At 69.7% G+C, this 22,963-nt stretch carries 20 protein-coding genes and 1 pseudogene; 15 read left to right on the top strand and 6 right to left on the bottom strand.

What is annotated here, in order from left to right:
• The first annotated feature begins 17 nt into the window (after positions 1-17).
• The 3 genes and pseudogenes from OG241_RS30575 (at position 18) to OG241_RS30565 (ending at position 3,691) form a co-directional block, all read left to right on the top strand.
• The gene (locus tag OG241_RS30575; RefSeq protein WP_405819741.1) at positions 18-2,126 is read left to right on the top strand and encodes a pectinesterase family protein; all 2,109 of its coding nucleotides are present in this window, start codon (positions 18-20) and stop codon (positions 2,124-2,126) included.
• A 53-nt stretch (positions 2,127-2,179) separates the two neighbouring features.
• Positions 2,180-2,923 carry a PH domain-containing protein gene (locus tag OG241_RS30570; protein ID WP_405819739.1) on the top strand — a complete coding sequence of 248 codons (744 nt, stop codon included), beginning with the start codon at positions 2,180-2,182 and terminating at the stop codon, positions 2,921-2,923.
• Positions 2,924-2,967: 44 nt separating this feature from the next.
• Positions 2,968-3,691, top strand: a pseudogene (locus OG241_RS30565) (response regulator transcription factor).
• Between the two features lie 78 nt (positions 3,692-3,769).
• Here OG241_RS30565 and OG241_RS30560 read toward each other — a convergent pair.
• Entirely contained in the window at positions 3,770-5,593 is a 1,824-nt protein-coding gene (locus tag OG241_RS30560; RefSeq protein ID WP_405819737.1) for a bifunctional metallophosphatase/5'-nucleotidase, read from the bottom strand.
• A gap of 202 nt (positions 5,594-5,795) precedes the next feature.
• Between OG241_RS30560 and mshD the strand changes: the two genes are divergently transcribed.
• From mshD to OG241_RS30510, 10 genes are all read left to right on the top strand, one after another.
• Complete coding sequence (gene mshD / locus OG241_RS30555) at positions 5,796-6,731, top strand: mycothiol synthase (protein ID WP_405819735.1); 936 nt, start codon at positions 5,796-5,798, stop codon at positions 6,729-6,731.
• Between the two features lie 111 nt (positions 6,732-6,842).
• Entirely contained in the window at positions 6,843-7,229 is a 387-nt protein-coding gene (locus OG241_RS30550) for a GntR family transcriptional regulator (protein WP_405826501.1), read from the top strand.
• The gene (locus tag OG241_RS30545; RefSeq protein WP_405819733.1) at positions 7,226-8,131 is read left to right on the top strand and encodes an ABC transporter ATP-binding protein; all 906 of its coding nucleotides are present in this window, start codon (positions 7,226-7,228) and stop codon (positions 8,129-8,131) included. The genes OG241_RS30550 and OG241_RS30545 overlap by 4 nt, the downstream gene beginning before the upstream one ends.
• On the top strand, positions 8,128-9,135 hold the full coding sequence (locus OG241_RS30540) for an ABC transporter permease subunit (protein ID WP_405819731.1): 1,008 nt from the start codon (positions 8,128-8,130) through the stop codon (positions 9,133-9,135). The genes OG241_RS30545 and OG241_RS30540 overlap by 4 nt, the downstream gene beginning before the upstream one ends.
• Complete coding sequence (locus OG241_RS30535) at positions 9,132-10,130, top strand: ABC transporter permease (RefSeq protein WP_405819729.1); 999 nt, start codon at positions 9,132-9,134, stop codon at positions 10,128-10,130. Before OG241_RS30540 ends, OG241_RS30535 begins: the two co-directional genes overlap by 4 nt.
• Before the next feature lie 301 nt (positions 10,131-10,431).
• Positions 10,432-12,801 carry an RNA degradosome polyphosphate kinase gene (locus OG241_RS30530; RefSeq protein WP_405819727.1) on the top strand — a complete coding sequence of 790 codons (2,370 nt, stop codon included), beginning with the start codon at positions 10,432-10,434 and terminating at the stop codon, positions 12,799-12,801.
• Positions 12,782-13,924, top strand: coding sequence for a CHAD domain-containing protein (locus tag OG241_RS30525; protein WP_405819725.1), 1,143 nt, complete (start codon positions 12,782-12,784; stop codon positions 13,922-13,924). Before OG241_RS30530 ends, OG241_RS30525 begins: the two co-directional genes overlap by 20 nt.
• A complete protein-coding gene (locus tag OG241_RS30520) occupies positions 13,921-14,391 on the top strand; it encodes an NUDIX hydrolase (protein WP_405819723.1) in 471 nt (156 codons plus the stop codon). The genes OG241_RS30525 and OG241_RS30520 overlap by 4 nt, the downstream gene beginning before the upstream one ends.
• Before the next feature lie 351 nt (positions 14,392-14,742).
• Positions 14,743-15,588 (top strand): hypothetical protein, encoded by an 846-nt coding sequence (locus OG241_RS30515; protein ID WP_405819721.1) that lies wholly within the window; start codon positions 14,743-14,745, stop codon positions 15,586-15,588.
• Positions 15,589-15,741: 153 nt separating this feature from the next.
• The gene (locus tag OG241_RS30510; protein ID WP_405819719.1) at positions 15,742-15,924 is read left to right on the top strand and encodes a hypothetical protein; all 183 of its coding nucleotides are present in this window, start codon (positions 15,742-15,744) and stop codon (positions 15,922-15,924) included.
• Between the two features lie 50 nt (positions 15,925-15,974).
• On the opposite strand, the gene OG241_RS30505 is transcribed toward OG241_RS30510, so the two are convergent.
• Complete coding sequence (locus OG241_RS30505; protein WP_405819717.1) at positions 15,975-16,316, bottom strand: metal-sensitive transcriptional regulator; 342 nt, start codon at positions 16,314-16,316, stop codon at positions 15,975-15,977.
• Between the two features lie 214 nt (positions 16,317-16,530).
• Between OG241_RS30505 and OG241_RS30500 the strand changes: the two genes are divergently transcribed.
• Both OG241_RS30500 and OG241_RS30495 read left to right on the top strand, forming a co-directional pair.
• Complete coding sequence (locus OG241_RS30500) at positions 16,531-17,151, top strand: DUF47 domain-containing protein (RefSeq protein ID WP_055525739.1); 621 nt, start codon at positions 16,531-16,533, stop codon at positions 17,149-17,151.
• A gap of 7 nt (positions 17,152-17,158) precedes the next feature.
• Positions 17,159-18,157 carry an anion permease gene (locus tag OG241_RS30495; protein ID WP_405819714.1) on the top strand — a complete coding sequence of 333 codons (999 nt, stop codon included), beginning with the start codon at positions 17,159-17,161 and terminating at the stop codon, positions 18,155-18,157.
• On the opposite strand, the gene OG241_RS30490 is transcribed toward OG241_RS30495, so the two are convergent.
• From OG241_RS30490 to pstC, 4 genes are all read right to left on the bottom strand, one after another.
• A complete protein-coding gene (locus tag OG241_RS30490) occupies positions 18,090-19,649 on the bottom strand; it encodes a glycosyltransferase family 39 protein (RefSeq protein WP_405819712.1) in 1,560 nt (519 codons plus the stop codon). The two genes, OG241_RS30495 and OG241_RS30490, sit on opposite strands and share 68 nt — an antisense overlap.
• A 328-nt stretch (positions 19,650-19,977) precedes the next feature.
• The gene (pstB, locus tag OG241_RS30485; protein WP_405819710.1) at positions 19,978-20,754 is read right to left on the bottom strand and encodes a phosphate ABC transporter ATP-binding protein PstB; all 777 of its coding nucleotides are present in this window, start codon (positions 20,752-20,754) and stop codon (positions 19,978-19,980) included.
• A 71-nt stretch (positions 20,755-20,825) separates the two neighbouring features.
• A complete protein-coding gene (pstA, locus tag OG241_RS30480) occupies positions 20,826-21,884 on the bottom strand; it encodes a phosphate ABC transporter permease PstA (RefSeq protein WP_405819709.1) in 1,059 nt (352 codons plus the stop codon).
• On the bottom strand, positions 21,881-22,891 hold the full coding sequence (pstC, locus tag OG241_RS30475) for a phosphate ABC transporter permease subunit PstC (RefSeq protein WP_405819708.1): 1,011 nt from the start codon (positions 22,889-22,891) through the stop codon (positions 21,881-21,883). Before pstC ends, pstA begins: the two co-directional genes overlap by 4 nt.
• Positions 22,892-22,963 lie beyond the last annotated feature (72 nt).

Below are 22,963 nucleotides of genomic sequence, written 5' to 3'. Positions count from 1 at the left end.
CTTGATCGGAAGCCGCCGTGAGTGAAACCCGCAGCACGTCCCGTGGTCGTAGTCGTCACCGTCGCCGCAGGACCGCCCTGGTAGTCGGGGTCCCGCTGGCCCTCACCTCCGCCGGAGCCATGGCCTACGGCGGCGTCTTCGGCGCGGACGCGCAGCCGAAGGCGTCCGCCGCCTCCACCACGACCTCGGCCAGAGCCGCTTCCTCCGCGCTCGCCGGTGTCACCGATGTCGCCAACGGCTTCGCCTCCGTCAACGCCCTTGGGCAGAACGGGACTTACGGCGGCCGGGACGGTCAGACCGTCACCGTGAAGACGCTCGCCGACCTGGAGCGGTACGCGACGGCGTCCGAGCCGTACGTCATCGTCGTCGCCGCGACCATCAACATGGACCCGGTCGGCAAGGAGATCAAGGTCCAGTCCGACAAGACGATCATCGGGTCCGGGACCTCCGGGCAGATCGTCGGCGGTGGCTTCTTCCTCGGGCAGGGCGTCCACAACGTCATTATCCGGAACCTGACGATCCGCGACGCCTATCAGGGTGTCTGGAACGACAAGGAGCACGACTTCGACGGCATCCAGATGGACGGCGCGCACCATGTGTGGATCGACCACAACGACATCCGCCACATGGCCGACGGCCTCATCGACAGCCGCAAGGACACGACCTACCTGACCGTGTCCTGGAACAAACTGAGCCAGGACAACAAGGCCTTCGGCATCGGCTGGACCGAGAACACCACCGCCGACATCACGATCCACCACAACTGGATCCGCGAGACCGAGCAGCGCAACCCGTCCACCGACAACGTGGCCCACGCGCACCTCTACAACAACTTCCTGGAGGACGAGGCGGGGACCACCATCAAGTCCTCGTACGGGAACTACTCGCGCGGCAAGACCGACATGGTCCTGGAGAACTCCTACTTCCAGGGCATGACCAACCCCGTCGTCCGCGACGCCACCGCCACCCTCGTCCAGCGCGGCAACGTCTTCTCCGGGACGAGCGGCAAGAACGAGAGCGGGGGTACGGGCGCGGCCTGGGACCCGAAGACGTACTACGCCTACACCCTGGACAAGGCGGCCGACGTCCCCGCACTCCTCAAGTCCGGCGCGGGACCGCGCAGTTCGCTGGCCAAGGCGACCGCTACCACTAAAACCACTTCCGCCGCTGCCACGACCATCACCGTCGCCGCCGACGGCTCCGGCCAGTACCGGACCGTGCAGGCCGCCGTGAACGCCGTACCCGCGAACAACGCCTCCCGGGTGGTCATCTCCGTCAAGCCGGGCACGTACCGCGAGTTGGTGAAGGTCCCCTCGAACAAGCCGCACGTCACCATCCAGGGCAGCGGTGGCAGCCGCAAGGACACGACGATCGTCTACAACAACGCGTCCGGTACGCCGAAGCCCGACGGGTCGGGCACATACGGCACCGGCGGCAGCGCCACCGTCGCCGTCGACGCGGCCGACTTCCAGGCCCGCAACCTGACCATCTCCAACGACTTCGACGAGGCCGCGCACCAGGACATCGCCAACCAGGCGGTCGCCCTGCGGACCTCCTCCGACAAGGTGTTCCTCGACGGCGTCATCATCAGCGGCGACCAGGACACCCTGCTGGTGGACACCGCGTCCAAGGACAAGCTGGGCCGCGTCTACATCACCAACTCCTACGTCATCGGCAACACCGACTTCATCTTCGGCCGGGCCACCGCCGTGATCGACAGGTCGGTCATCACCCTGAAGAAGCGCTGGAACGGCACCTCGGCCGGCTACGTCACGGCTCCCAGCACCGCCGCGAACCGCAAGGGCATCCTCATCGCCAACTCCACGGTGAGCGGTGACGTCTCCGACCGCAGCTTCTATCTCGGCCGCAACTGGCACGCGGGCGGCGACGCGACCCTCGACCCGCAGACCACCATCCGCAACACGACACTGAGCGCGGCGATCAGGACGACCCCCTGGTCCGACATGGGCGGCTTCTCCTGGAAGGACGACCGCTTCGCCGAGTACAAGAACACCGGCGCGGGCTCGGGCGCGGCAAGCAGCGACCGCCCGATCCTGACCGACGCCCAGGCCGCCAACCAGGAGATCGCCGACTGGCTGGGCGACTGGACGCCGTCCGCCTCCTGACGTGTACAGGTCCCCGCTCTACGATCACCCCAGGCAGGCTCCGGGGAGGGTCGATGGGCGGGGACGTCGATGGTGGCGGTAGCGGTAGCGATGGCCGTGGCGATGGCGGGATCGAGCGGGAGTACCGCAAGCGGCGGAAGCTGCCCCGGGGGCTGCTCGTCTACTTGGGCTGCATGACGGTGTTCTGCGCGTCCCAGATCAGCCGGTCGACCGGGCTCGGTTGGGCGAAGGCCGCACTCCTGGCGGCCCTTGTGACAGCCCTCGCGCGGTGGATGGTGTACACGCGCCGCGGGCGCACACTGGTGGACGCGCATGGAGTCGCCGTACGCGGGGCACTGCTCGAACGACGCCGGGCCTGGCACGACATCTACGACATCCGGGCCCAGCCGGTCCCCAAGCCGCCCTCCTATGGGCGCAATTGGCTGGTCTACCTGTACGACACCGAGGGCCGACGGTTTCTCCTCCCGCACGTCGACGACTGGCAGTTGGACGACCCACCGGCCGAGGTCGACGAGCTGAGAGCCGTGGCTGCCCGGCACCGGGGCACAGCCTGGGAGCCGCACCCCGCGATCGAGGCGCGCATCCTGAGGTGGACGGGTCACCGCAAGGCCTGGGAGCGGGCTGTCGTCGGCGCGCTGGTCGCGGTCCTGTGCACTTCCCTGCTCTTGGTGGTGCTGGTGATCACGACGGACGATCCACCGTCCTTCCTGCTGTTCCTGTGGATCCCGCTGGCCGTCTTCGCCCTTCTCGCGGCCTTCCTCCACTGGCGCTGCGCACGAGCGGTAGCCCACGCATAACCGCCTGCCAGCCCTGTCACAGCGCGTCGTCAGACCGTGTTCGCATGACGCGGAAGATCCTGCTGGCCGACGACGACGCGGCGGTACGTGAAGGGCTCGATCGGGTGCTCAGGTTCGAGGGGTACGAGACGCTGCTCGCCGACGACGGCCGCGCAGCCCTCGCCCTCCTGGCCGAACCCGGCACCGCGCCCGACCTCGTGCTCATGGACGTCACCATGCCCGGCCTCGACGGGCTGGCCGCGACCCGGCGGCTGCGGGCCTCGGGGTGCACGGTGCCGATCCTGATGATCACCGGACGGGCCGCCGTCGGGGACCGCATCGTCGCGCTCGACAACGGCGCCGACGACTACCTCGTGAAACCGTTCGCCACCGAGGAACTCCTCGCGCGGGTACGGGCGTTGCTGCGCCGCAGCCCACAGCGCGAGCCCCTGCCCTCGCCGCTGGCGGGCATCGGCTTCCAGGATGTCCGCCTGGACCCGCGGACCCGTACCCGTCACCCGCGCCGACCGCCGACTCGACCTGACCAAGACCGAGTTCAACCCCCTCGAATACCTGCTGAGACGGCCCGAGAAGGTCCTCGGCAGGGTCCAGATCCTCAAGGACGTCTGGGGGTTCGACTTCGAGCCGGCCTCCAACACCCTTGACGTGTACGTCATGTACCTGCGCCGGAAGCTGGAGAGCCGGGGCGAACCCCGGCTCATCCACACCGTCCGGGGGCTGGGTTACACCCTGAGGGTCGGCGTCAGCGCCTCCTCCGGCCGCCGATAGGACACCGGCACCAAGACACGGCGAAGGGCCCAAGGCAGCGTGCCTTGGGCCCTTCGCCGGAGTACTACCGGGCAGTGGCTACTGCACGACCGTGATCCGGTTCGCCGCCGGCGGCGCGATCGGGGTCGTCGCCGTGGAGTTGGCGGTCAGGAACTCCGCCAGTGCCGCGAGGTCGTCCCCGCCGACCAGGTCGCCCGTGCCCTGGCCCAGCGTCGGGAAGCCGTCGCCGCCGCCCGCGAGGAAGCTGTTCGTCGCGACGCGGTAGGTGGCGGCCGGGTCGATCGCCGCACCGTTCAGCTTGACCGAGTCGGCGACCAGACGCGCCGCGCCCGCCTTCGTCATGTCGAGCGTGTAGGTGAGCCCCGAGGACACCTGCAGCACCTTCGGCGAGGCCGCGTTCGTGCCGCTCACCTGCTCCTGGAGTACGGAGATCAGCTGGGCGCCGGTGAAGTTCTGCAGGTTCACCGTGTTGGAGAACGGCTGGACGGTGAAGCCCTCGGCGTAGGTGACGACACCGTCGCCCTCGGCGCCCTTCGCCGTGAAGGTGAGCCCGGCGCGGATGCCGCCGGGGTTCATCAGCGCGAGGTCGGTCTCCGGGTCGAGCTTCTTGCCGTACGCCAGTTGCGCGTCGGCGATGAGGTCGCCCATCGGGGACTCGGTGCCGGTGTTGTTGATGTCGCCGGAGATGTAGCCGATGGCGCGGTTGCCGATGGGCGCCGCGAGGGTGTTCCAGCGGGCGATCAGGTCGGTCATGTCCTGGGCCTTGGCGACCGTCCGGGTGACCACGTGGTTCGCGGAGCGCACGGCCGTACGGGCGATGTCACCCGTCCAGCGGTCGTACGTCAGCGTGGTGTCCGTGTACAGGCGACCGAAGGACGCGGCCGAGGTGACCGTGCGCGGCTTGCCCGAGGGGTCCGGGATCGTGCAGGCGTACGCGGCGTGCGTGTGGCCGGTGACCAGCGCGTCGACCTTCGAGGTGACGTTCTTCGCGATGTCGACGATCGGACCGGAGATACCGGAGCCGCCACCCGCCGCGTCACAGTCGTAGTTGTACGCGCCGGACGCCGGAAGGCCGCCCTCGTGGATCAGGGCCACGATCGACTTGACGCCCTGCTTCTCCAGCTCCTTGGCGTACTTGTTGATCGTCTCGACCTCGTCCTTGAACTTGAGGCCCTTCACACCCTCGGCGGAGACGACACCGGGGGTGTCCTCCAGGGTCACGCCGATGAAGCCGATCTTGACGCCGTTCTTCTTCCACACCCAGTAGGGCTTGAGGATCGGCTTCTTGGTCTTCTCGTCGAGCACGTTCGCCGCGAGGTAGGGGAAGTCCGCACCCTTGAACTTCTTGCCCTTGACGTAGCAGCCGTCGGTCGGGTGACAGCCGCCGTTCTGCAGCCGGGCCAGTTCCCGGGCACCCTCGTCGAACTCGTGGTTGCCGACCGAGGTGACGTCGAGGTCGAGGCCGTTGAGCGCCTCGATGGTGGGCTCGTCGTGGAAGAGGCCCGAGATCAGCGGGGAGGCACCGACCATGTCGCCGCCGGCCGCCGTGATCGAGTACGGGTTGTCCCCGCGCGCCTCGCGCAGATGCGTGGCGAGGTACTCGACGCCGCCCGCGTCGATCGTCTTCGTCGTGCCGTCGGGCTGGAGCTCGGTGACCCGGCCGGAGGAGCCGGACGGCGGCTCCAGGTTGCCGTGCAGGTCGTTGAAGGACAGCAGCTGCACGTCCTGGTAACGGCTCGGCTTGCTGTGGCCGTGCCCGGCGGGCTTGGCCGAGCTGTCGCCGGCGCTGGCCGGCAGTGCCGCGGCGGCGAGAGCGCCGACCGTGGCGATACCGGCGACGCCGGCGAGCAGCACGCGCGTACGGCGTCTGCGGCGGTGGTACGGCTGGGGTGTGACAGGCATGTGCCCCCCTGAAGTTCGTGGACGAGGGAACGAGAAAAGAGGAAGGGAGTCCATGAGAGGACGTAAGAAACGCGTGAGAATTCAGCCCCGTCCCGGCGCAGCCTAGGGTCAACGCGCGTAGCGCGACAGGGGTTCGGGGTTACGGAACGATTGCCTTCACCGTCGATTCACCATGAAACGGGCAGGCCTTACCCTCGTAGCCATGACCAGCGACGACACCGCGCCCCCCGTTCCCCCCGGCCTGTCTCGTTCCATCGACACCCTGGCCGCCCTCACCCCTGAGCAGGCCGACGCCGTCCTCGCACTGCTCGCGGAGGCCGCCCGGGCCGACGGGCAGCAGGCGGTGTCCGAGCAGGGGCGACTGCAGCTGCGCGGGGGTGCCCGTGAGGGCGTGTCGCACTTCCTCCTCACCGTGGGCGGCGAACTCGTCGGCTACGCACAGCTGGAGGACACCGACCCGGTCGAGGCACCGGCCGCCGAGCTGGCCGTCCACCCGTCCCACCGGGGCCACGGTCACGGGCGTGCCCTCGGTTCGGCCCTGCTGGCCGCCTCCGGCAAGCGGCTGCGCGTCTGGGCCCACGGCGGCCACTCCGCCGCCCGGCATCTGGCCCAGGTCCTCGGCCTCACCCTCTTCCGCGAACTGCGCCAGCTGCGGCGGCCGTTGACCGACCTGGAGCTGCCCGAGCCGAAGCTCCCGGAGGACGTGACGGTACGGACCTTCGTCCCCGGCGAGGACGACGCGGCCTGGCTCGCCGTGAACGCCGCCGCCTTCGCCCACCACCCCGAACAGGGCTCGCTCACCCAGCGCGACCTCGACGACCGCAAGGCCGAGGCCTGGTTCGACCCGGACGGCTTCTTCCTCGCCTTCCGTGACGGCGAACTCATCGGCTTCCACTGGACGAAGACACACGCGGAGGAGCGCCTCGGCGAGGTGTACGTCATCGGCCTGCGCCCCGGCGCCCAGGGCGGCGGCCTCGGCCGGGCCCTCACGACGATCGGCCTGCGCCACCTGGCGCAGCGCGGGCTGCCCACGGCGATGCTGTACGTCGACGCGGACAACACGGCGGCGGTGAGCCTGTACGAACGGCTGGGCTTCGACACCCACGAGACGGACCTCATGTACCGAACCGAGTCGTAGTTCCGGGTTCCGGTCCTTGGACAACCCCGTACCGGGGGCGGTGTGTTTGACACCGCCCCCTCTCTTGGTCCACCCTTTCACTACTCAATTAGTGAAAGGGTGGTTGTACGAGTGGTCGAGTACCGCATCGACAGACGCACCGGCGTCGCCACCTATCTGCAGATCGTCCAGCAGACCAAGCAGGCCATGCGTCTGGGCCTGTTGGAACCCGGCGACAAGCTGCCCACGGCCCGTGAGGTCGTGGAAGCCACCGCCATCAATCCGAACACCGTCCTGAAGGCCTACCGCGAGCTGGAGCGCGAAGGCCTGGTCGAGGCGCGGCGGGGCCTCGGCACGTTCGTCCGCAAGTCGCTGGGGGCCGCCCCGGCGGACTCCCCGTTCGGTGCCGAACTGGCCGACTGGGCCACCCGGGCCCGCGCGGCCGGGCTCGAACGGGACGACGTGGCGGCGCTGTTCACTTCCGTACTCGACACGCATTTCAAGGGGGACCAGGGATGAGCGACACCGCCATGGAGGCGGCCGGACTGGGCAAGCGGTTCGGCCGGCGGAAGGGCTGGGCGCTGCGCGAGTGCGCGTTCCGGCTGCCGGCCGGGCGCGTCTGCGCGGTCGTCGGGCCCAACGGCGCCGGCAAGTCCACGCTGCTGGCCCACGCGGCCGGCCTCCTCAGGCCCACCGAGGGCACGCTCGGCGTCCTCGGCACCAGCCCGGCGGCGGCGCGCGAGCGCGTGGCGTACGTCGCCCAGGACAAGCCCCTGCACACCCACCTCACCGTCGCGGAAACCCTCCGCCTCGGCCAGGAGCTCAACCCCCGGCGCTGGGACCGGGCCGTCGCCGAGGGCGTCGTCGCGGACGGCGCCCTCGACCCCGACGCCAAGATCCGCACCCTCTCGGGCGGCCAGCGCACCCGGGTCGCGCTCGCCCTCGCCCTTGGCAAGCGGCCCGAACTGCTGCTCCTGGACGAGCCGATGGCCGACCTGGACCCGCTCGCCCGGCACGAGCTGATGGGCACCCTGATGGCCGACGCCGCCGAGAACGGCACCACGGTTGTCATGTCCTCGCACGTCGTGGCCGAGCTGGAGGGCTCCTGCGACCACGTCCTCCTCCTGGGCGCCGGCCGGGTCCGCCTCTCCGGCCCGCTGGACGACCTGCTCGCCGCCCACACCCTGATCACCGGCCCGGCCGCCGACCTCGACGGCCACACGGTGATCGAGTCCCGTACGACGGGCCGCCAGACCACCGCCCTCGTCCGCGCCGGGGGCCGCCTCGCCGGCACCTGGCAGAGCGTCACCCCCACCCTTGAGGAACTGGTCCTCGCCCACCTCCGCTCCCCGGAGGCGCCGCCCCTGCACATCGACGAGACCGACCTGGCCACGTCCGCCTCCACGGAGGCCGGCGTATGACCACCCTGACCGTCCCCGAGGCCCCGGCGCGAAAAGGGTTCCGCAGCCCGTACCGCCCCACCGGCCTCACCTGGACCCTGCTGCGTGTGCACCGCGCCGCGCTCTGGTTCTGGGTGCTGTACGTCGCCGTGGTCGCCGTAGTGCTCCTGTGGGCGTACGGGCCGGGCGCGACCGCGGCCATGGACGAGCTGGCGCGCTCGGGCTGCCGCGACGGCGGCGTGCCCAACCTCGGCTGCGACCAGATGGACGCGGCCGGAGTCCGCTGGAGCACGGGCGTCGCCCTCGGCAGCGCCCTCGTCTTCCTCGCCCCGTTCCTGATCGCCGCCTGGGCGGGCGGCTCGCTCATCGGCCGCGAGCTGGAGGACGGCACGGCCCGGCTCGCCTGGACGCAGTCCGTGTCCCCGACGCGCTGGCTGGCCGCCAAGCTCGCCGTGCCCGCCGTACTGATCATCGCGGGCATGCTCCCGCTCACCCTGCTGCACCGCATGATGTGGGCGGGCAGCCCCGAACTGCGGCGGGACAACTGGAACTGGTTCGATCCCCAGATCTTCAACGCCAACGGCACCCTCGCCACCGTCTACCCGCTGTTCGGCCTGGCCGTCGGCGTCCTGGTGGGCATGGTCGCGCGCCGCTCGCTGCCCGCGCTCGGCGTCTCTCTCGTCGGCACCGGAATCGCCGTACAGCAGTTCCTGTCCCTACGTCCGCACCTGTGGTCGTCCGAGACACAGAAGGCCGCCCACGACTTCTCCGACCACCCCGGCATGACGGTCGGAGAGGGCTCCTACACCTCGACCGGCGCCCGCCTTCCGGACCTGACGTGCGCCGACGACAGTGCCAAGTGCGTCGCCCGCCACGACATCGTCGGCGTGTACCGCGACTACCAGCCCACGTCCCACTTCTGGCCGCTCCAGCTCGTGGAGACCGGCCTCCTCCTCGCCCTCGCGACGGTGGCTGCGCTGATCGCGTTCGCCGTCCTCCGACGCCGTACGGGAGCCGCCGTATGACCAGCACCACCACCGCACTCGTGGCCTCCGCGAGCCCACGAGGCACCGGCCCGCGCCCCCACGGCCTGCCCCGGGCCATGCTGATCCTGCACCGCTGGGCCCTCTGGTTCTGGCTGCTGCTGGTCGCCGTCGCCGCCCTGACGACGCTGTGGATGTACGGCTGGGGCGCCGACGCGGCCCACGCCGAGTTCGTCCTGCGGGGCTGCGCCAACGGGGTCGCCGACAGCGGCTGCGACTACAACGGCCCCGCGTACTCCCGCTACCACCTCGCCGACAACATCAGCGGCGGCCTCATCAACCTCGTACCGCTGCTCACCGCCCTCTGGGCCGGCGCCTCCCTCATCGGCCGCGAACTGGAGAACGGCACCGCCCAGCTGGCCTGGACCCAGTCGGTGTCTCCGGCGCGCTGGCTCACGGCGAAGCTCGCCGTCCCGGCGGCGCTGCTCACCGCAGGCACCCTCCTCCTCGTACTGCTCCACCGCCTGGCGTGGGGCGAGTACACCGAGCTGTTCCGTGGGCGGGGCCCCCAGCAGTGGCACGACACCGGCAACTACTTCGCGAACGGCACCCTCCTCCCCGCGTACGCGCTGCTCGGCCTGACGATCGGCGCCCTGACGGGACTGCTCGTGGGCCGGTCCATGGCCGCCCTCGGCAGTGCCTTCTTCGCTTCGCTGGCCGTCGAGTTCGTGACCACGTCACTGCGTCCGCACCTGTGGCCGGCCAAGACCCTGACCAGCAAGAACGGCTACCCCGAGTACATCGGCATGGTCCTGGACGACGGCGCCCTGACCAGCACAGGGAAGCGAGTCACCGACCCCCTGTGCGTCTCCGACACCCAGTGCCTGGCCACCCACGACATCGTCGGCTTCTACCGCGACTACCACCCGGCCTCCCACTTCTGGCCCCTCCAGCTCATGGAAACGGGGGTCGTACTCGCCATCGCCGCTGCCGCGACGGCGACCGCCTTCTGGCTCCTCCGCCGCCGCACGGCCTGACAACCGCGTCCGCACCTCTCCGGCGCGGGCCGCATTTCCAGCCCGCCGGGGCACCCTTCCAACGCAGGCCCACATTTCAGCCCGTCCGGCGATTGAGGACAAGGCCCGTTCAGGGCCGGAGCGGGGGTCTGGGGGCGGCAGCCCCCAGAGACGCCCACCCCAACCCCCCGCACCACCACCCGCCGCCCGCCGCAGGCGCCCGCACCAACACCCGACGCCCACCCCCGCGAGCCGCCCCCCGATATCCCGCACGTCATGTCCCCGTAACCAGTGATTCAGCCAAGCTTGCGACGCTCACCCAATGACGCCCGCCGCGCCTGAGCCTTCGCCGCCCCCCGAGGGCACCAACGGGACCGAAGAGGCCCGGCAGACCCCCGCCGCCCTCCCCCCCGCCCGCTCCGACGCGACTGTCCCGGCTCCGGCGCGGAACAATGGGGTCATGAGCCAGCCAAACGCCCAGTCGCAGGTCCAGCACGCGCAGCCGTCCGTCGGTTCCCTGACGTCCCACCGCCCCCACACGGTGTCGGCCGTGGTCTCCGACCTGGAACCCGATATCGACGCCGACCTCGACGAGTACGTGGAGGCCCCCTACGACGGCGAGCTGCTGCCGCAGGGCCGCTTCCTCGACCGGGAGCGCAGCTGGCTCGCTTTCAACGAGCGAGTGCTCGAAATGGCCGAGGATCCCAACACGCCCCTCCTCGAACGGGCTAACTTCCTCGCGATCTTCGCCAGCAACCTGGACGAGTTCTTCATGGTCCGGGTGGCCGGCCTAAAGCGCCGGATAGCCACCGGCGTGGCCACCCGTTCCGCGTCCGGCCTCCAGCCCCGCGAGGTCCTGGAGATGATCTGGGCCCGCTCCCGCGAGCTCATGGCCCGGCACGCCGCCTGCTACCAGGAGGACGTCGCCCCGGCGCTCGCCGAGGAGGGCGTGCACCTGGTCCGCTGGGCCGAGCTGACGGAGAAGGAGCAGGCCCGCCTGTTCACCCTCTTCCGCCACCAGATCTTCCCGGTCCTCACCCCGCTGGCCGTCGACCCGGCGCACCCCTTCCCGTACATCTCGGGCCTCTCCCTGAACCTGGCCGTGATCGTCCGGAACCCGGTGAGCGGACACCGCCACTTCGCGCGCGTGAAGGTACCGCCGCTGCTGTCCCGCTTCCTGGAGGCCTCCCCAAGCCGGTACGTGCCCCTCGAGGACGTCATCGCCGCGCACCTCGAAGAGCTGTTCCCCGGCATGGAGGTCCTGGAGCACCACGCCTTCCGCCTCACCCGCAACGAGGACCTGGAGGTCGAAGAAGACGACGCCGAGAACCTTCTCCAGGCCCTGGAGAAGGAGCTCATGCGGCGCCGCTTCGGGCCGCCGGTGCGCCTGGAGGTCGAAGAGTCCATCGACCGGTACGTACTCGACATGCTGGTACGGGAGTTGAAGATCACCGAGGCCGAGGTGTACCCGCTGCCGGGTCCGCTCGACCTCACCGGCCTCTTCGGCATCTCCTCCCTCGACCGGCCCGAGCTGAAGTTCCCGAAGTTCATCGCCGGCACCCACCGCGACCTGGCCGAGGTCGAGTCGTCGTCGGCGCCGGACATCTTCGCGGCTCTCCGCGAACGGGACGTCCTGCTCCACCACCCGTACGACAGCTTCTCCACCTCCGTCCAGGCGTTCCTGGAGCAGGCGGCGCTCGACGACGACGTCCTCGCCATCAAGCAGACCCTGTACCGGACCTCCGGCGACTCCCCGATCGTGGACGCCCTCATCGAGGCCGCCGAGGCGGGCAAGCAGGTCCTCGTCCTGGTCGAGATCAAGGCCCGCTTCGACGAGCAGGCCAACATCAAGTGGGCGCGCAAGCTGGAGGAGTCCGGCTGCCACGTCGTGTACGGCCTCGTCGGCCTGAAGACCCACTGCAAGCTGTCCCTGGTGGTCCGCCAGGAGGGCGACACGCTGCGCCGCTACTCCCACGTCGGCACCGGCAACTACCACCCCAAGACGGCCCGCCTGTACGAGGACCTGGGCCTCCTGACGGCCGACCAGCAGGTCGGCGCGGACCTCTCGGACCTGTTCAACCGGCTGTCCGGCTACTCCCGCCGCGAGACCTACCGCCGCCTCCTGGTGGCCCCCAAGTCCCTGCGGGACGGCCTGATCTCGCGGATAAACAAGGAGGTCCAGCACCACCGTGCCGGACGTCCCGCGTTCGTCCGTATCAAGGTCAACTCGATGGTGGACGAGGCGATCATCGACGCGCTGTACCGCGCCTCCCAGGCGGGCGTCCCGTGCGACGTCTGGGTCCGTGGCATCTGCGCCGTACGCCCCGGGGTCCCGGGCCTCTCCGAGAACATCCGGGTCCGTTCCGTACTCGGCCGCTTCCTCGAACACTCCCGGGTCTTCTCGTTCGGCAACGGCGGCGAGCCCGAGGTGTGGTTCGGCAGCGCCGACATGATGCACCGCAACCTCGACCGCCGCATCGAGGCACTCGTCAGGGTCACGGACCCGGCCCACCGGGCCGCGCTCAGCCGGATGCTGGAAACCGGCATGTCCGACACCACGCAGTCCTGGCACCTGGGCCCGGACGGCGAGTGGACCCGGCACGCGACGGACGCCGAGGGCCAACCACTGCGGAACGTCCAGGAGATGCTCATTGACGCCCGGAGGCGTAGGCGTGGCACAGCGACAACTTGACCCGACCGACCCCACGACGGCCGGACCCGCCGGACCCGTGAGCTGCGACGCTCTGGCGGACTACCTACGGGCGCAGGCGACGGAGTTCCTCCGCGCCCTGCGCCTGCACAGGGAGACGGGCACGGGCTCCGCCGGGTCACCCGGAGAGGAGCCCGTGGACGCGGCCCGTTCCCTGCGCCACGCGGCCCGCCGCATCACGGGCACCCTGCACACCTTCCGCCCCCTCCTGGACCCCACCTGGGCGGAGGCGATGCACCCCGAACTGGCCTGGCTCTCCGGCACCCTGGCCCGCGAACACGCCTACGCGGCCCGCCTGGAACGCCTGCTGCTGGCCCTGCACCGACTGTCGGGGGTGACGCCGATCCCGGCGCAGTCGGCCGGGGGCAGCCGGGCGGGCGCCACATCGAGCATTCGCTCGGCCGGGGCGGACACCGTCCCGGCGAAAGCGACGGCCTCCGGCACCGCCGGCGCCCCGACCGCCCCGCCGGACCGCGCCAACCTCACCCTGGGCGCCGCGAAGGCGGGCGCCCTGCTGGAACGTCAGCTCACCCTCGCCCGCACACGGGCCCACTCGGCGGCCCTGCAGGCCCTCGGTTCCTCCCGCTTCCACGCGGTGGCGGACAACGTCGCGGTCCTCGCCAGCGAAGTCCCCCTCACCCCCGCCGCCTCCACCACCCCCACCAACCTGCGCCCCCTCGCCGCCGCCGCACACGAGCGCCTGTGCGACGCCGTCACCGCCCTCCCCCTTCTCGTCGCCGGCCACCCGTACAACGCCGAGGCCCTCGTCCACGGCCTGTCCTTCGACCCGGCCCCCCATCCCCAGGACGCCCCCTGGCACCACGTACGCCTCCTCCTGCGCCTGAGCCGCTACGCCCACGAGGTCCTGGCGAGCGCCGAAGCCCAGGTCGACGTACGGATGCTGACCGCCGGCGCGGCACTCAACCGGCACCGGGACGCGTCCGAGGCCGCCGCGGCGGCGGCAGCGGCGGCACGCACCCCCCGCATCGCCCCGGCGACGGCGTACGCGCTCGGCGTCCTGCACGCCGACCAGCGCCACGAGGTGGAGGCGGCACGGTTCGCGTTCCAGCAGTCCTGGGAGAAGAAGGCGCTGAGCACGCGATGACGTACGAGGTGAACCCCGCCGGCGAACGAGGCGAGCAAGGCGAAGGAGCCGAACACCCGGACGAACGCCCCGTGTTGGCGGCGGGCTGCGTCCTGTGGCGCCGCTCGCCCGTGGACGGCGGCCTGGAGATCTGCCTCGTCCACCGGCCGAAGTACGACGACTGGTCGCATCCGAAGGGCCGGCTGAAGCGCGGCGAGGAGACACTCGCCGCCGCGCTGCGCGAGGTCGAGGAGGAGACGGGCTACGAGGCCGCCCCCGGCACCCCCCTCACCACCACCCACTACGAGGTCAACGGCCGCCCCAAGCAGGTGAGTTACTGGGCCGCGGAGGCGGTGTCCGGCGCGTTCGCCCCCAACGACGAGGTCGACCTCGTCCTGTGGCTGCCCCCGTCGGCGGCCCGCGAACGCCTCACCCAGCTCCGCGACAGAGACCTGGTCGACGAACTGCTGGCCCTCCCGCAGAGGTAGCGAAGGAGCCGGGAGCCGGAAGAGCCTGGAGAGCAGAGGACGGCCAGACCCGGCTAGACCGTGCCCGTCTCATGCCCCTCGCCGTCCGTCCGGGCCAGACTGCGAGCCCGGCGGGCCGGCCCGCGCCACCCGCAGACACATCTGGCGAAGCAGAACCGCCCGTGCTCCACCATGGAAACGGAGTGTTCTCCGGGAAACTGAGGATGCTCGCGTCGATCTTGCTGCGCCACACCAACAACCGTACCCATCCCCCGGTAAAGCACCGGTATCCGCGTGACAACCTCCCCCACCCCTCGTTAAGCGGAAGGACGGAGGCCGTGGACCGACGGCCGTGCTTGGGGGTGGGCGGCGATGGAACGGCGGCGACACTGGCGAGGCGGTGGGGCGGTCGCCATGGCCGCCGCGACGACCGGTCTCCTGATCTGCGCCACCGGCTGCACCCGCACCGGCGAGGCCGCCATCGAGGACGCGCGTCCGGCCGGCGACGCGGTCCGCGTCCTGCACAACGCCGCCGCGACACTGGTCGACGCGGGCACGTCCCGGGCCACCACCTCCATGGAGATGGCCACCGGCGGCACCCGCGTCACCATCCGGGGCGAGGGCGTCTACGACTACGGAAAGCGGCTCGGCCGTCTCAGGGTGCTCCTCCCCCAGGACCCGGCGGGCGCGAGCGAGCACCGTCCGATCACCGAACTCCTCGCCCCTGGCGCCCTGTTCATGAAGAACCGGGGTGCGGGCGTGCCTGCTGACAAGTGGGTACGGGTGGACACGGCGACCCTGTCCGACGGCAACCTGGTGACGGGCGGGGCCACGGACCCGTTCGCCGCCGCCGAGGTGCTGCGCGGGACGCGCGAGGCGACGTACGTCGGCCGGGCCCGGGTCTCCGGCACCGAGGTACGGCACTACCGGGGCACGGCCGACCTCGCCGACGCCGCGAGGAACGCCTCACCCGGCAACAGGGGCCCGCTGGGGGCGGCGGCGAAAGGGTTCGCCACGGCCAGGGTCCCCTTCGACGCCTACCTCGACGACGAGGGCCGCATCCGCAAGCTCCTGCACAGGTTCAGCTTCGTCAACGGGCAGCAGAAGGACACGGTCGTGGTCGCCTCGACGACCCTGCTGTACGACTTCGGCACCCCCGTGCACGTACGCCTCCCGCGACCGGCGGACATCTACGCGGGCCGTGTCGCCGAGCAGTGAGGTTCGAGGGCCGGGAGGAGCAACCCCGCACGCCCCGGCTGCGTCCGCCGTCACGCAAGGACTAGCCCGTCCGTGCCATGCGCGGTGTGTAGACCACTGCCTACTCTGGGAGGCGGGACAGCGAGCCGGTGACGGCAGGGAAGAGGTGAGCACGTGGCTCCGGTCGGCGGTACGGCGGTTCAGGACTACGTGGCCCTCGCCGAGATCGAGCTGTGCGGAGACCTGATCATCGCGGCCTCGGCGGCCGACGAGGAGCGCCTCAGCCTGGAGAGCATCGACGAGGTGCTGCGGGTGGCGGAGGAACGCGAGGGGCGCAAGCTCACGCCGGGTGGCTGAAAAGCGACGTACGACGCGACGTACGTCACAAGGTCGTCAGTCGGTGCGGCTCAGGTACGCAGCAGACGACCGATCGCCTTGGTCGCCTCCTCCACCTTCGCGTCGATCTCCGTACCGCCCTTGAGGGCCGCGTCCGCGACACAGTGACGCAGGTGCTCCTCCAGAAGCTGGAGCGCGAAGGACTGCAGGGCCTTGGTGGACGCCGAGACCTGGGTGAGTATGTCGATGCAGTAGACGTCCTCGTCAACCATCCGCTGGAGCCCGCGAATCTGCCCCTCGATCCGGCGCAGCCGCTTCAGGTGCTCGTCCTTCTGATGGTGGTACCCGTGCACACCCCGGTCGTGGTCAGTCACGACGTCGGGCGTCTCCGCGCCGGCCTCGGTGGTCGTCATCGCGTCCTCCCGTTGAACAAACATCAGACACAAAAGCGTCAATATACCCCTGCCGGGTATATCGTAACCGTCTTCGCTGGGTATAGGGCCGGTGTAGACCACCGTGCAGTCCACTCTGGCTGATGGGCGACACTGGGGGACGACCCGTTAGCCGTGGCCGGATGTTGCGCCTAGCATCAGCCTGACCCAACCCGAAGGACTCCGAGGACCTCACGTGCGATTTCGTCTGACCCCCAGGGAGACGAGCTTCTACGACATGTTCGCCGCGTCAGCGGACAACATCGTCACGGGCTCGCGACTCCTCATGGAACTGCTCGGGGCGGACGCCTCCGGCCGGGCCGAGATCGCAGAGCGTATGCGGGCCGCGGAACACGCCGGTGACGACGCCACACACGCGATCTTCCACCAGCTGAACTCCTCCTTCATCACACCGTTCGACCGCGAGGACATCTACAACCTCGCCTCTCTCCTCGACGACATCATGGACTTCATGGAGGAGGCCGTCGACCTGGTCGTCCTCTACAACGTGGAGGAGCTGCCGAAGGGCGTCGAGCAGCAGATCGAGGTTCTGGCGCGGGCGGCGGAGCTGACGGCGGAGGCGATGCCGAACCTCCGCACGATGGAGAACCTGACGGAGTACTGGATCGAGGTCAACCGGCTGGAGAACCAGGCGGACCAGATCCACCGGAAGCTGCTCGCCCACCTGTTCAACGGCAAGTACGACGCGATCGAGGTGCTGAAGCTCAAGCAGATCGTGGACGTGCTGGAGGAGGCGGCGGACGCCTTCGAGCACGTGGCGAACACGGTAGAGACCATCGCGGTCAAGGAGTCCTGACCCGTTCATGGAGACCTTCGCACTGATCGTGACCATTGGCGTCGCGCTCGGATTCACATACACGAACGGCTTCCACGACTCGGCGAACGCGATCGCCACGTCCGTGTCCACCCGTGCGCTCACGCCCCGCGCGGCACTGGCGATGGCCGCGGTGATGAACCTGGCCGGCGCGTTCCTGGGCAGCGGTGTCGCGAAAACGGTCAGCGAGGGCCTGATCGAGACGCCCAAGGGCTCCCACGGCATGGCGATCCTGTTCGCCGCGCTGGTCGGCGCGATCACCTGGAACCTGATCACCTGGTACTTCGGCCTCCCCTCGTCCTCCTCGCACGCGCTGTTCGGCGGCATGGTGGGGGCGGCACTGGCCGGCGGGACGAAGGTCTTCTGGGACGGCGTCCTGGACAAGGTCGTCATCCCGATGTTCGTCTCCCCGGTGGTGGGCCTCCTGGCCGGCTACCTGGTGATGACGGCGATCATGTGGATCTTCCGGCGCGCCAACCCGAGCAAGGCCAAGCGCGGCTTCCGTATCGCCCAGACGGTGTCGGCGGCGGGCATGGCCCTGGGCCACGGCCTCCAGGACGCCCAGAAGACGATGGGCATCGTGGTGATGGCCCTGGTCATCGCGGACGTCGAGGACTACGGCGACCCGATCCCGGTCTGGGTCAAGATCGCCTGCGCGGTGATGCTGTCCCTGGGCACGTACGCGGGCGGCTGGCGCATCATGCGCACCCTGGGCCGCAAGATCATCGAGCTGGACCCGCCGCAGGGCTTCGCGGCGGAGACCACGGGCGCGTCGATCATGTTCGCCACGGCGTACCTCTTCAAGGCCCCGGTCTCCACGACCCACGTCATCACCTCGGCCATCATGGGCGTGGGCGCGACGAAGCGGGTGAAGGCGGTGCGGTGGGGCATAGCCAAGAACATCGTCATGGGCTGGTTCATCACCATGCCGGCGGCGGCACTGGTGGCTGCCGCCAGCTTCTGGCTCGTGGACCTGGCGGTGCTGTGACGGGGGCGGGTGCTGGTGTGAGCCTTGCTGGGGGCTGCGCCCCCAGACCCCCGCTCCGGCCCTGAAGGGGCCTTGTCCTCAATCGCCGGACGGGCTGGAAATGCGGGAGTCGCTCGTACACCGTCACTCGCCGGCCACGGACCTGCTTGTCGGCCACTGCTGTGAAGTACGTCTCCAGTACGGACATCTTCGTCCTGTCGCGCTTGGCCGTCACCGGCCTCGCCACCCGTGCCGCGTCCGTCACCAGCAGGATCCGCTGCTGCGCCAGCATCGCCACCCGTATGCGAGCGGAACTCGCCTCCACACCTTTCAGCGTCCCCGACTTCACCGGGCTCTCCGCGAGAGCTATGTCCCGTAGGCCGGTAAAGGCGCTCGGGGAGACGGACTTGGTGTCCCGCCGTGCCGCCGGGACGAAGACCACCGCACTCCCGGTCTCCTTCATCCGTCGCACCTCCGCCGCTATGGCCACGACGTCGTCCACCCGGCTCGCCGGAGACCGCTTGGCCAGTGACTGCGGCAGCAGCGCCACCAGCGCCACGGCGATCACCACAGGGAGAACCCACACCGACGCCCTCGGGTGCCAGGACCTGACGGCCCGCACGGCGGAGCCGATGCTCGAACCGATCAGCAGCGCCAGACCCAGCAGAGCGAAGAGAACATACCGGTCCAGAAACAGCGGCTGGATCAGGCAGAGACCGACAAGGCCGAGCTGCGGCACCGCCAGCAGCGGCAACCCGACGGCTGCCACCGACAGCCGGCCCACCCGGGGCCGGTCCAGCAGGGCGCCGACGCCACCGATGGCCAGCAGAATCGCGGGCCCGATCAGCATGTGCCAGGTCAGCGGCGGTATCCAGGCCACCTGCTCGGACTGGCTCCGGCTGAACAGGGCCAGCGGCAGCACACACACGACGGCGACAGCAGAAGTAGTCGTCCAGCGCGTCCACACTCGGCGCCGGGGCCGGGTCCAGAGCAGGGTCGCCAGGTGTGCCGCCAGAATCATCAGCGAGAGCCAGTTCAGCAGCCCGCAGATCACGACGGTTCCGCCGTAGACAGCCCAGTCGACCGTCCGGTCACGCCCCTGGAGCACGCTCACCAGCAGCAGCGTGGCGACTCCGGCGCCGGCCGCGACCAGGGCGTACGGCCGACCCTCCTGAAGGTAGAACTGCACGGCCGGAAGGAGCCCGAACGCCATCCCTCCCGCCAGCCCCGCCCACATCCCGGCCAGCCGTCGGCCGATGACGGCCACACAGGCCGCCGCCACCCCCATGGCCAGTACCGAGGGCAGCCGCAGGGCGGTGGTGCTGGGCCCGAAACACTCGAACAGCCCGTGCATCAGCAGGTAGTAGCAGCCGTGCACGACGTCGACGTTCCCCAGCATGTGCCAGATCTCGGCCGTGGAGCGTTCGGCCACCTGCCAGGTCGCGGCCTCGTCCCGCCACACGCTCCCCTGCCGCGACAGCCCCCGTATGCCGAGGGCGAACGTCCACACCATCGGGATCAGCCAGACAAGAACCCTGCGATACGGAAGTAATCGACATAAAGAGTGGCGTATAGAGCGAAGTAAAGATCGACGTAAAGAGCGACGTAAAGAATGTCGCGAGGAACGGAAATTTCGGTCAACAAACACGAAACGCGTTCACCATGGCCCCCTTGCGCGGCTCCCCCCTGAAGCCAGCGCGCCCAAGAATGGCATACGACGACGGGCCCGCCCCCGGAGTTATCCGGGGGCGGGCCCTATTCGGCCTCGCGGTGGCACCGCCATGCAGCACCGCGAGGGGTCTTGAAAATCCAGGTAACGGATCCGAACGAAACGAGTCGGCTCAGCCGAAACGACCCGAGATGTAGTCCTCCGTCGCCTGGACCGACGGGTTGGAGAAGATGCGCTCCGTGTCGTCGATCTCGATCAGCTTGCCGGGCTGGCCGACCGCCGCGAGGTTGAAGAACGCCGTCTTGTCCGAGACACGCGCCGCCTGCTGCATGTTGTGCGTCACGATGACGATAGTGAACCGTTCCTTCAGCTCACCGATCAGGTCCTCGATCGCGAGAGTGGAGATCGGGTCGAGGGCCGAGCACGGCTCGTCCATCAGCAGCACCTTCGGCTCCACGGCGATCGCACGCGCGATGCACAGGCGCTGCTGCTGGCCACCCGACAGACCCGAACCGGGCTTGTTCAGGCGGTCCTTGACCTCGTTCCAGAGGTTCGCGCCCTTCAGCGACTTCTCCACGATGTCGCTCAGCTCGGACTTCTTGTACGAGCCGGCCAGCCGAAGCCCCGCCGCCACGTTGTCGTAGACCGACATCGTCGGGAAGGGGTTCGGACGCTGGAAGACCATGCCGACCTCACGCCGTACCGCCACCGGGTCGACCCCGGCGCCGTACAGGTTCTCGTCGTCGAGCATGACCTTGCCGTCGACGCGCCCGCCGGGCGTGACCTCGTGCATGCGGTTCAGGGTGCGCAGGAAGGTGGACTTGCCGCAGCCGGAGGGGCCGATGAAGGCCGTCACCGAGCGCGGCTCGACCGTCATCGAGATGTCCTCGATCGCGCGGAAGGAGCCGTAGTAGGCGCTGAGGCCGCTTACGTCGATTCGCTTGGCCATGGGTATCACTGCTTCTTTCGAGGGGGCGGCCGGCCCACCGGCCGACCAGAGGTCGCTGTCGTACGGCCGCGTCAGCGACCTGTCTTCGGAGCCTTCCAGCGGGCGATGGCGCGAGCTCCGAGGTTGAGGATCATCACGAAGGCGATCAGCGTGAGCGACGCCGCCCAGGCGCGGTCGTACGCCGCCTCCGCACCACCACTGTTCGCGTACTGCTGGTAGATGTACAGCGGCAGCGAGGCCTGCGCACCCTCGAAGGGGTCGTTGTTGATGAAGGGGTTGCCGAAGACCAGGAGCAGCACGGGGGCCGTCTCGCCGGCGATGCGCGCCACCGCCAGCATGATGCCGGTGGTGATACCGCCGATGGCGGTCGGCAGGACCACCTTCAGGATGGTGCGCCACTTCGGGATGCCCAGCGCGAGAGACGCCTCGCGCAGCTCGTTCGGTACGAGCTTCAGCATCTCCTCCGTCGAACGGACGACCACCGGCATCATCAGGATCGCCAGCGCCAGCGAACCGGCGAAGCCGAACGGCTGCATGTCGAACTGAAGCATGAGGCTCAGGATGAACAGACCCGCGACGATCGACGGGATGCCCGTCATGACGTCCACGAAGAAGGTGACGGCCTTCGCCAGCTTGCCGCGCCCGTACTCCACCAGGTAGATCGCGGTGAGTACGCCGATCGGCGCGCCCATCAGGGTGGCCAGACCGACCTGCTCCAGGCTGCCGATGATGGCGTGGTAGATGCCACCGCCCGGCTCGCTGTCGGCGGTGACGCCCATCGAGTGGGTCAGGAAGAAGACGTCGAGGACCTTCACACCGCGGGAGACGGTCGTCCACAGCAGGGAGACCAGCGGCACGAGGGCGAGCAGGAAGGCGACCCAGACCAGCGAGGTCGCGATGCGGTCCTTGGCCTGCCGCTTGCCCTCGACGCGCGTGGCGATGACGTACGTACCGACGACGAAGAGGATCGCGGCGATCAGGCCCCACTGGATGTTGCTGTCCAGGCCGGCGGCGAGGCTGATGCCGATCCCGAGCGCGACGGACCCGCCCGCCAGGGCCCAGGGGAACCACTTGGGGAGCCTGGCGCCCTGCAGGGAGCCGGTGGGCTTCTCGGCTACGACGGTGCTCATGCGTTGGCCCCCGAGTACTCGGCGCGGCGGGCGATGATCGCGCGGGCGGCGCCGTTGACCACCAGAGTGATGACGAACAGGACCAGACCGGAGGCGATGAGCGCGTCACGGCCGTACTCCGAGGCCTCACCGAACTTGGCGGCGATGTTCTGCGCGAAGGTGCCGCCGCCCGGGTCGAGCAGGCTGGTCTGGATGATGAAGCTCGGGGAGAGGACGGTGGCGACAGCCATCGTCTCGCCCAGCGCGCGGCCGAGGCCGAGCATCGACGCGGAGATCACACCGGAGCGGCCGAAGGGCAGCACCGCCATGCGGATGACCTCCCAGCGCGTGGCGCCGAGGGCCAGCGCGGCCTCCTCGTTCATCCGAGGGGTCTGCCGGAACACCTCACGGCTGACGTTCGTGATGACGGGGAGGATCATGATCGCGAGCAGGATGCCCACGGTCAGCATCGAGCGGGGCGCGCCCTCTTCCCAGGAGAAGATGCCGGTCCAGCCGAGGTAGTCGTTCAGCCAGCCGAACAGGCCGTTCATGTTCGGCACGAGGATCATCGCGCCCCACAGGCCGTACACGATGGACGGTACGGCGGCGAGCAGGTCGATCACGTAGGCGATCGGGCCGCTCAGCCTGCGCGGGGCGTAGTGCGTGAGGAACAGCGCGATGGCGACGGCGACCGGGACCGCGATGGCCATGGCGATGATCGAGGAGACCACCGTGCCGAAGGCCAGGACCGCGATGCCGAACACCGGCGGATTGAGGTTCGCGTTCCACTCGAAGGTGGTGAGGAAGTTGCCCTCGTCCTTGCTGATGGCGTTGACCGCGCGATAGGTGAGGAAGATCGCGATCGCTGCCATGATCACCAGCAGCAGGATGCCGGAGCCGCGGGAGAGACCGAGGAAGATCCGGTCACCGAGGCGGGTGGCGCCGCGGGCGGCGCGCTTCTCCTCGGCCGTGGGGGGCTGGGGGGCGGCGGGTGGAACGGTGTCTGAGTTCTTGGTGGTTATGTCCATCGGGTTCTCCGGTCTGCGGGGCCGCACCCGGGGATGCGGCTCCTGGCGGCGGTGCACCGGACGGTGCGGTCG

It is taken from the genome of Streptomyces sp. NBC_01390 (genome assembly GCF_045040105.1).
Classification (GTDB): domain Bacteria; phylum Actinomycetota; class Actinomycetes; order Streptomycetales; family Streptomycetaceae; genus Streptomyces.
Note: the sequence above shows the minus strand (reverse complement) of the source record. Positions and strands in the feature narration are given on the sequence as shown.

Bases quoted from the DNA above. Each gene is read 5' to 3' on its own strand.
- OG241_RS30520 (WP_405819723.1), top strand. From the start codon at position 13,921: ATGACGTACGAGGTGAACCCCGCCGGCGAACGAGGCGAGCAAGGCGAA.
- OG241_RS30505 (WP_405819717.1), bottom strand. From the start codon at position 16,316: ATGACGACCACCGAGGCCGGCGCGGAGACGCCCGACGTCGTGACTGAC.
- pstC (WP_405819708.1), bottom strand. From the start codon at position 22,891: ATGGACATAACCACCAAGAACTCAGACACCGTTCCACCCGCCGCCCCC.
- pstB (WP_405819710.1), bottom strand. From the start codon at position 20,754: ATGGCCAAGCGAATCGACGTAAGCGGCCTCAGCGCCTACTACGGCTCC.
- OG241_RS30540 (WP_405819731.1), top strand. From the start codon at position 8,128: ATGACCACCCTGACCGTCCCCGAGGCCCCGGCGCGAAAAGGGTTCCGC.
- mshD (WP_405819735.1), top strand. From the start codon at position 5,796: ATGACCAGCGACGACACCGCGCCCCCCGTTCCCCCCGGCCTGTCTCGT.
- OG241_RS30545 (WP_405819733.1), top strand. From the start codon at position 7,226: ATGAGCGACACCGCCATGGAGGCGGCCGGACTGGGCAAGCGGTTCGGC.
- OG241_RS30490 (WP_405819712.1), bottom strand. From the start codon at position 19,649: ATGGTGTGGACGTTCGCCCTCGGCATACGGGGGCTGTCGCGGCAGGGG.
- OG241_RS30560 (WP_405819737.1), bottom strand. From the start codon at position 5,593: ATGCCTGTCACACCCCAGCCGTACCACCGCCGCAGACGCCGTACGCGC.
- OG241_RS30535 (WP_405819729.1), top strand. From the start codon at position 9,132: ATGACCAGCACCACCACCGCACTCGTGGCCTCCGCGAGCCCACGAGGC.
- OG241_RS30570 (WP_405819739.1), top strand. From the start codon at position 2,180: ATGGGCGGGGACGTCGATGGTGGCGGTAGCGGTAGCGATGGCCGTGGC.
- pstA (WP_405819709.1), bottom strand. From the start codon at position 21,884: ATGAGCACCGTCGTAGCCGAGAAGCCCACCGGCTCCCTGCAGGGCGCC.
- OG241_RS30530 (WP_405819727.1), top strand. From the start codon at position 10,432: ATGACGCCCGCCGCGCCTGAGCCTTCGCCGCCCCCCGAGGGCACCAAC.
- OG241_RS30495 (WP_405819714.1), top strand. From the start codon at position 17,159: ATGGAGACCTTCGCACTGATCGTGACCATTGGCGTCGCGCTCGGATTC.
- OG241_RS30515 (WP_405819721.1), top strand. From the start codon at position 14,743: ATGGAACGGCGGCGACACTGGCGAGGCGGTGGGGCGGTCGCCATGGCC.